We start from the raw sequence: 6,218 nt of genomic DNA on the forward strand, positions 1-6,218 counted from the left end.
GGGCGCCTCAGCTCCGGCGGTCAGACCACCCGCTCGACCATCATCTTCTTGATCTCGGCGATGGCCTTGGCCGGGTTCAGGTTCTTCGGGCAGGTGTTGGCGCAGTTCATGATCGTGTGGCAGCGGTAGAGCCGGAACGGGTCGTGCAGGGCATCGAGCCGGTCGCCGGTGTTCTCGTCGCGCGAATCGATCAGCCAGCGATAGGCCTGGAGCAGGGCCGCCGGGCCGAGGAACTTGTCGCCGTTCCACCAGTAGCTCGGGCACGACGTGCTGCAGCAGGCGCACAGGATGCATTCGTACAGGCCGTCGAGCTTCGACCGGTCCTCGGGGGTCTGGCGCCACTCCTTCTCGGGGGCGGGCGTCTCGGTCTGGAGCCAGGGCTCGATCGCGGCGTGCTGGGCGTAGAAGTTGGTCAGGTCGGGGACCAAATCCTTCAGCACCGGCATGTGCGGCAGCGGGTAGATCCGGATCGCCCCGTCCTTGTCCTTCCGGGACATCATCGGCAGGGCGTTGTCGGGGCTCTTGCACTCCGCGATGCCCATCGTGCAGGCGAGCGCGTTCTGACCCTCGATGTTCATGGCGCAGGAGCCGCAGATGCCCTCGCGGCAGGACCGGCGGAACACCAGGGTCGAGTCGACCTTGTTCTTGATCCACAGCAGCGCGTCGAGCACCATCGGCCCGCAATCGTCGCGGTCGACCTGATAGGTGTCGATCCGCGGGTTGGCCCCGTCATCCGGGTTCCAGCGGTAGATCTTGAAGGTCTGCAGGTTCTTGGACCCCGCCGGCGGCGCCCAGGAGCGTCCCGGCGTGATCTGGGAGTTTTTGGGAAGGTTGAACTGAGCCATTGCGGCGAGCCTTAATCCTGAGAGGCTATGATCAGCGAGCGAAAGCGGAGGCGGCCGGGTTCGACCGTGACGAGCGCGCCGGACGCGAGACCGTCGCCCATGCGATTGATCGCCTGCTCGACGAGGGGGCCGACATGGGCGGACAGGGTGATGTCCGTCCGGAGTTGCACGACGCTCGGCTTCGTGGCGCCCGTGCTCACCAGCAAGGTTCCGAAGTCGAGATCATTGGTGAGGATTGTGCGGTCTTCCGATCGCGCCCAGTCCACGATGTCCTCGTCCGGGGAATCTTCCGGTCCGACGCTCGCCCAATGAACGGCGTCGTGTCCGAGCTTTCCGAGGTAGTCCACCCAATCGGTCGAAAGATTCATGTCGATCACGAACCTCATGCCGCAGGCTCGAGCTCGACGTCGCGCGCTTGCGCGAGCCAAGCGCCGTACCGCATGGCTTCCAGCACATCCTCGTGTTCGAGATAGGGATAGCCCTGCAGCAACTCCTCGATGCTGACGCCAGCGCCGAGGTTGCCGAGGATCATGCCCACCGTCACACGCATCCCCCGGATGCAGGGCTTGCCGCCCATCACCGCGGGATTGACCGTGATACGCGGGAGACCCTTGAAGGTCCGGGTCATCAAGTCATCCTCCAGATGACCGGCAGGCCAGGACCTGCCGGCTTAGCTCTATCAGTACACCCGCGCCTTCGGCTCGATGTACTGGATCTCGTTCGACATCGTATAGGTGTGCACCGGCCGGTAATCGATGTTGACCTGGTGGCGGCCCTCGTCGAGCCAGGAGAGGGTGTGCTTCATCCACTCCTTGTCGTCGCGGTCCGGGAAGTCCTCGCGGGCGTGGGCGCCGCGAGATTCCTTGCGGTTGGCGGCCGATTCCATGGTCACCACCGCCTGGCCGATCAGGTTGTCGAACTCCAGGGTCTCGAGCAAGTCGGTGTTCCAGACCAGCGACCGGTCGGTGATCTTCACGTCGGAGGCGGCGCTCCAGACCTTGTGGATCAGGCCCTTGCCCTCTTCCAGCACTTCGCCGGTGCGGAACACCGCGCAGTTGTTCTGCATAGTCTTCTGCATCTCGGCGCGCAGCTCCGCGGTCGGCGTCGAGCCGTTGGCGTGGCGGAAGCGGTCGAGGCGGTCGAGCGCCTTGTCGGTGGCGCCCTTCGGTAGTTCCTGGGCCCGGCCGTTCGGCTCGACGATCTCCGCGCAACGCTTGCCGGCGGCGCGGCCGAACACCACGAGGTCGATCAGCGAGTTGGAGCCGAGGCGGTTGGCGCCGTGGACCGAGACGCAGGCCGCCTCGCCGATCGCCATGAGGCCCGGCACCACCGTGTCGGGGTTGCCGTCCCGCAGGGTCAGCACCTCGCCGTGATAGTTCGTGGGGATGCCGCCCATGTTGTAGTGCACGGTCGGGATGACCGGGATCGGTTCCTTGGTCACGTCGACGCCCGCGAAGATCTTGGCGGATTCGGAGATGCCAGGCAGGCGCTCGTGCAGGATCTTCGGGTCGAGGTGGTCGAGGTGCAGGTAGATGTGGTCCTTGTTCTTGCCGACGCCGCGGCCGTCGCGGATCTCCATGGTCATGGAGCGCGAGACGACGTCGCGCGAGGCGAGGTCCTTGGCCGAGGGGGCGTAGCGCTCCATGAAGCGCTCGCCCTCGGAATTGGTCAGGTAGCCGCCCTCGCCGCGCGAGCCCTCGGTGATCAGGCAGCCGGCGCCGTAGATGCCGGTGGGGTGGAACTGCACGAACTCCATGTCCTGGAGCGGCAGGCCGGCCCGCAGCACCATGGCGTTGCCGTCGCCCGTGCAGGTATGGGCCGAGGTCGCCGAGAAGTAGGCGCGGCCGTAGCCGCCGGTGGCCAGGATCGTGGTCTGGGCGCGGAACCGGTGGATCTCGCCGGTGGCCTGGTCGAGGGCGATGACGCCCCGGCAGCGGCCGTCCTCGTCCATGATCAGGTCGAGGGCGAAATACTCGATGAAGAAGTCGGTCTGGTTCTTCACCGCCTGCCCGTAGAGCGTGTGCAGCATGGCGTGGCCGGTGCGGTCGGCCGCCGCGCAGGTCCGCTGGGCGGTGCCCTTGCCGTAATCGGTGGTCATGCCGCCGAACGGGCGTTGGTAGATCTTGCCTTCGTCCGTGCGAGAGAAGGGCACGCCCCAATGCTCCAGCTCGTAGACGGCGGCCGGCGCGTTGCGCACGAGGTACTCGATCGCGTCCTGGTCGCCGAGCCAGTCCGACCCCTTCACGGTGTCGTACATGTGCCAGCGCCAATCGTCCGGCCCCATGTTGCCGAGCGAGGCCGAGATGCCGCCCTGCGCCGCCACGGTGTGCGAGCGGGTCGGGAACACCTTGGTGATGCAGGCGGTGCGCAGGCCGGCCTCCGAGCAGCCGACGGTGGCGCGCAGGCCCGCGCCGCCGGCCCCGACGATCACCACGTCGAAGGCGTGATCGTGGATGGTGTAGGCAGGCCCGCTGCCGTTGGTGCCGTTGGCGGCCATGATCGGCTCCTCGAAATGCGTGATGGCGGGGTTCAGGCCGGCTGTCCGAAGCCGATGCGCAGGACCGCGTAGAGGCAGGCCACGGCCACCAGGACCGCGTAGATATTGTTGGCGAACACGGCGGCGATCTTCGTGCCCTGTCCGTGAACGTAGTCCTCGATCACCACCTGCATGCCGATCCGCATGTGGATCGTCACCGACAGGAGCGCCAGGATGAGAATGATCGAGACCAGGGGTTTGGCGATCAGCTGCGTCGCTTCGACGTAGCCCCTACCGGCCATGCTGGCGACGATCACCACGAAGGCCAGCATCAGGACGGCGTTCGCCGCCGCGGTCACCCGCTGTTGCCACCAGTGGCCGGCGCCGTGATGGGCGATCCCGAGGCCGCGGACGCGGGCGCGCGGGGTGCGGATGGAGACGCGGGTGTCCTGGCGGATCTCTTCCTTAGCCATGCCGGCCTCCCCTCAACGGACCAGAAGGGCGACCGCCCAGATGACGATGGTGAGCGCGATGGACCCGACCAGCGTCAGGCGGGCCATGCTCAGGCGCTTCTCCCGGTCGAAGCCGACGCCGGTGTCCCAGACCAGGTGGCGCAGGCCGCCGAGCATGTGGTGCATCAGCACCCAGGTGTAGGCGAACAAGACCAGCCGGCCGATCAACGAGCCGAAGAACCACGCGACGTAGGAATAGGCGGCCGGCCCGGATGCAAGCGACACCAGCCAGATCGCGACCAGCGCAGTCCCGCCGTAGAGCGCGGTGCCGGTAATACGGTGAAACACCGACATCGCCATCGTCCAGGTCCAGCGATAGATCTGGAGATGCGGTGAAAGCGGCTGTGCCACTGTCGGGCGGGCGGTGGGTGCCATTGGGTTGAAGCCTCGCAGCTGCGAACTGGACCGTCTCTAATCTGGTGGTAGCGCTAGTGCCTCCGGGCCCAAGCCGCAATGTGTCATGCTGCGGCGCAATGCGGGGGGCGTGTTGATAGCGCGGCGGATCTGTCACTTGAGTTGGCCCAGCAGGCGCCACCAGGCGTAATCGAGGGGTGATGCGATCACGAGCGAGGCCAGGCCGAAGGCCAGGGTGAGTCGCGTGGCGTCCCGCAGGCGCACGCCGCCGAGTTCGCTGGCGAACACGATCGGGGGCGCCTGGTAAGGGAAGAACAGCGTCGAATAGCCGATCACCTGCACCGACACGACGGCGAGCGCCGACAGGCCGCTGGCCTGGGACATCTCCCCCGCCAGCGCCGTGTAGAGGGCCGGCGCCCCGTTGGCGGTGACGAGCAGCGTCAGGACCGTACTGATGCCGCTCAGCACCGCGAAGTTCTGTGTCGGCGCGTCCGGGGTGAGCGGCGCCACGGCCAGCAGCGCATGGCCGAGCCGTGCCCCGAGGCCGGTCTCGTTCACCAGGGCGACAAGGCCCAGCAAGGCCGCGATGTAGAAGCAGGTCCGCAGGTTCACCTGCTGGAACGACTCGGGCGGCAGCACCCCGACCCGCGGCAGCAGGCAGATCACCGCGGCCGCGAGCCCCACCCAGGCCGGGGCGAGGCCGTGCAGGCTGTCGGTCATCCAGAGCGCCAGGGTGCAGGCGAGGATCAACGCCAGGCGCCGCTCCGCCCCAGAGACCGGCGGCAGCGCCGGGAGGGCCCGCGCGTCGGGGCTGAGCCGGTCGGGGAACAGGCGCACGATCAGCGCCACCAGCATGGCGCCCTTCACCACGGCCAGGACAGGCGCGTGCAGGACGAAGTAGGACAGGTAGGAGAGGTGCAGGCCGAGCACCTGCTCGGCGGAGCCGGCCATGACGAGATTCGGAACGTTGGCGGGCAGGATCGCCGCCGACAGGATCGGCGTCGCGACGCCGACCGCCAGGACCGCGCCGGTCCGCCCTGGCCGGCCCGGCGCCAGACCGAAGCCGTCGCAGAGCGCGAGCGTCACCGGGATCATCAGGGCGATCCGGCCTAGGTTGGACGGCATCACGAAGGCGATCAGGAAGCTGAGGGTCACCAGGCCGGCGATGAAGTGCGCGTAGGAGCCGGACAGGCGTCCGGCCAGCGCGCCGGCCATGCGGGCGCCGAGGCCCGTGCGGGTCATGCCCTGGCCCACGACCATGCCGGACAGGACCAGCCAGAACGCCGACGCCGAGAAGCCCGAGAACACGGTCGCGGCGCTTCCGAGGTGCAGCAGCATCGCCAGCCCGAAGAAGGCGAGCGCGGTGACGATCTCCGGCAGCAGCGCCGTGGCCCAGAGGCCCATGCACAGCACCAGCAGGGCGGCTGTCGCCGGAACGACCGCTCCTCCGCTCATCCGCCCCTCCCGCGCTGCGTGCACGAGCCTGCATGGGCCGGTCTGGAACCGTTCGCAATTCGGCAGTCCGCGACGCAGCCTTCGCGAACCGCGAAGGCTGCCGGGTCCAGAAACCGTCCTCGCGCGTAAAAAAAGCCCGACCGTTTCCGGCCGGGCCTTCATGACAGCGACGGGGCCTGCGGACGGCGTTCAGTAGCCGTAGCCGTAGGTGCCGCAATAGGCCGGATCGTAACCGTAGCCGAAGGCGCCGGTGCAGCTGTCGCCGTAGCCGTCGCCGGCCAAGCCGTATCCGACACCGCCGAGACCGTAGCCGACCCCCAATCCGAGGCCGACACCGGCAAGGCCATAGCCCAGGCCGCGGCCGTAGCCGCCTCCATAACCCCGGCCATAATAGCCGCGGTTGGCAAAGCCACGGCCGACGACGCCGCGATGGCCGATCCGACCGCCGCGTCCGGCATTGGCGAAGCCGCCGCGCTGGAAGCCACCGACTCCGACACCGCGGCCGACCCCGATGCCGGGATGACCGATACCCGCACCGCGGAAGCCGCCGCCGCCCAAGCCTGCCCCGCGGAAGCC

General features: G+C 68.1%; 8 protein-coding genes. All 8 read right to left on the reverse strand.

Going from position 1 to position 6,218, the window contains the following annotated elements; genetic code table 11:
- Positions 1-20: 20 nt before the first annotated feature.
- Positions 21-845, reverse strand: coding sequence for a succinate dehydrogenase iron-sulfur subunit (locus tag FV233_RS02810; protein ID WP_147855793.1), 825 nt, complete (start codon positions 843-845; stop codon positions 21-23).
- Between the two features lie 11 nt (positions 846-856).
- Positions 857-1,231 (reverse strand): DUF5615 family PIN-like protein, encoded by a 375-nt coding sequence (locus FV233_RS02815; protein WP_147855794.1) that lies wholly within the window; start codon positions 1,229-1,231, stop codon positions 857-859.
- Positions 1,228-1,473, reverse strand: coding sequence for a DUF433 domain-containing protein (locus FV233_RS02820; RefSeq protein WP_147855795.1), 246 nt, complete (start codon positions 1,471-1,473; stop codon positions 1,228-1,230). Before FV233_RS02820 ends, FV233_RS02815 begins: the two co-directional genes overlap by 4 nt.
- A gap of 51 nt (positions 1,474-1,524) precedes the next feature.
- On the reverse strand, positions 1,525-3,342 hold the full coding sequence (gene sdhA, locus FV233_RS02825; RefSeq protein WP_147855796.1) for a succinate dehydrogenase flavoprotein subunit: 1,818 nt from the start codon (positions 3,340-3,342) through the stop codon (positions 1,525-1,527).
- Positions 3,343-3,374: 32 nt separating this feature from the next.
- Positions 3,375-3,794, reverse strand: a complete 420-nt coding sequence (gene sdhD / locus FV233_RS02830) for a succinate dehydrogenase, hydrophobic membrane anchor protein (RefSeq protein WP_147896546.1) — start codon at positions 3,792-3,794, stop codon at positions 3,375-3,377.
- 12 nt (positions 3,795-3,806) lie between these two features.
- Positions 3,807-4,208: a succinate dehydrogenase, cytochrome b556 subunit gene (gene sdhC, locus FV233_RS02835; RefSeq protein WP_147896547.1), complete on the reverse strand. Its 402-nt coding sequence runs from the start codon at positions 4,206-4,208 to the stop codon at positions 3,807-3,809.
- 132 nt (positions 4,209-4,340) lie between these two features.
- Complete coding sequence (locus FV233_RS02840; RefSeq protein WP_147896548.1) at positions 4,341-5,642, reverse strand: SLC13 family permease; 1,302 nt, start codon at positions 5,640-5,642, stop codon at positions 4,341-4,343.
- Between the two features lie 189 nt (positions 5,643-5,831).
- Positions 5,832-6,218 (reverse strand): hypothetical protein (locus tag FV233_RS02845; RefSeq protein ID WP_187278041.1); only part of this gene is annotated, 387 nt, incomplete at its 5' end.

It is taken from the genome of Methylobacterium sp. WL7 (genome assembly GCF_008040085.1).
GTDB classification, from domain to species: Bacteria; Pseudomonadota; Alphaproteobacteria; order Rhizobiales; family Beijerinckiaceae; genus Methylobacterium; species Methylobacterium mesophilicum.

What these genes read in the sequence shown, in the direction of transcription:
- sdhD (WP_147896546.1), bottom strand. Translation starts at nt 3,794, where the DNA reads ATGGCTAAGGAAGAGATCCGCCAGGACACCCGCGTCTCCATCCGCACC.
- sdhC (WP_147896547.1), bottom strand. Translation starts at nt 4,208, where the DNA reads ATGGCACCCACCGCCCGCCCGACAGTGGCACAGCCGCTTTCACCGCAT.
- FV233_RS02840 (WP_147896548.1), bottom strand. Translation starts at nt 5,642, where the DNA reads ATGAGCGGAGGAGCGGTCGTTCCGGCGACAGCCGCCCTGCTGGTGCTG.
- FV233_RS02820 (WP_147855795.1), bottom strand. Translation starts at nt 1,473, where the DNA reads ATGACCCGGACCTTCAAGGGTCTCCCGCGTATCACGGTCAATCCCGCG.
- sdhA (WP_147855796.1), bottom strand. Translation starts at nt 3,342, where the DNA reads ATGGCCGCCAACGGCACCAACGGCAGCGGGCCTGCCTACACCATCCAC.
- FV233_RS02810 (WP_147855793.1), bottom strand. Translation starts at nt 845, where the DNA reads ATGGCTCAGTTCAACCTTCCCAAAAACTCCCAGATCACGCCGGGACGC.
- FV233_RS02815 (WP_147855794.1), bottom strand. Translation starts at nt 1,231, where the DNA reads ATGAGGTTCGTGATCGACATGAATCTTTCGACCGATTGGGTGGACTAC.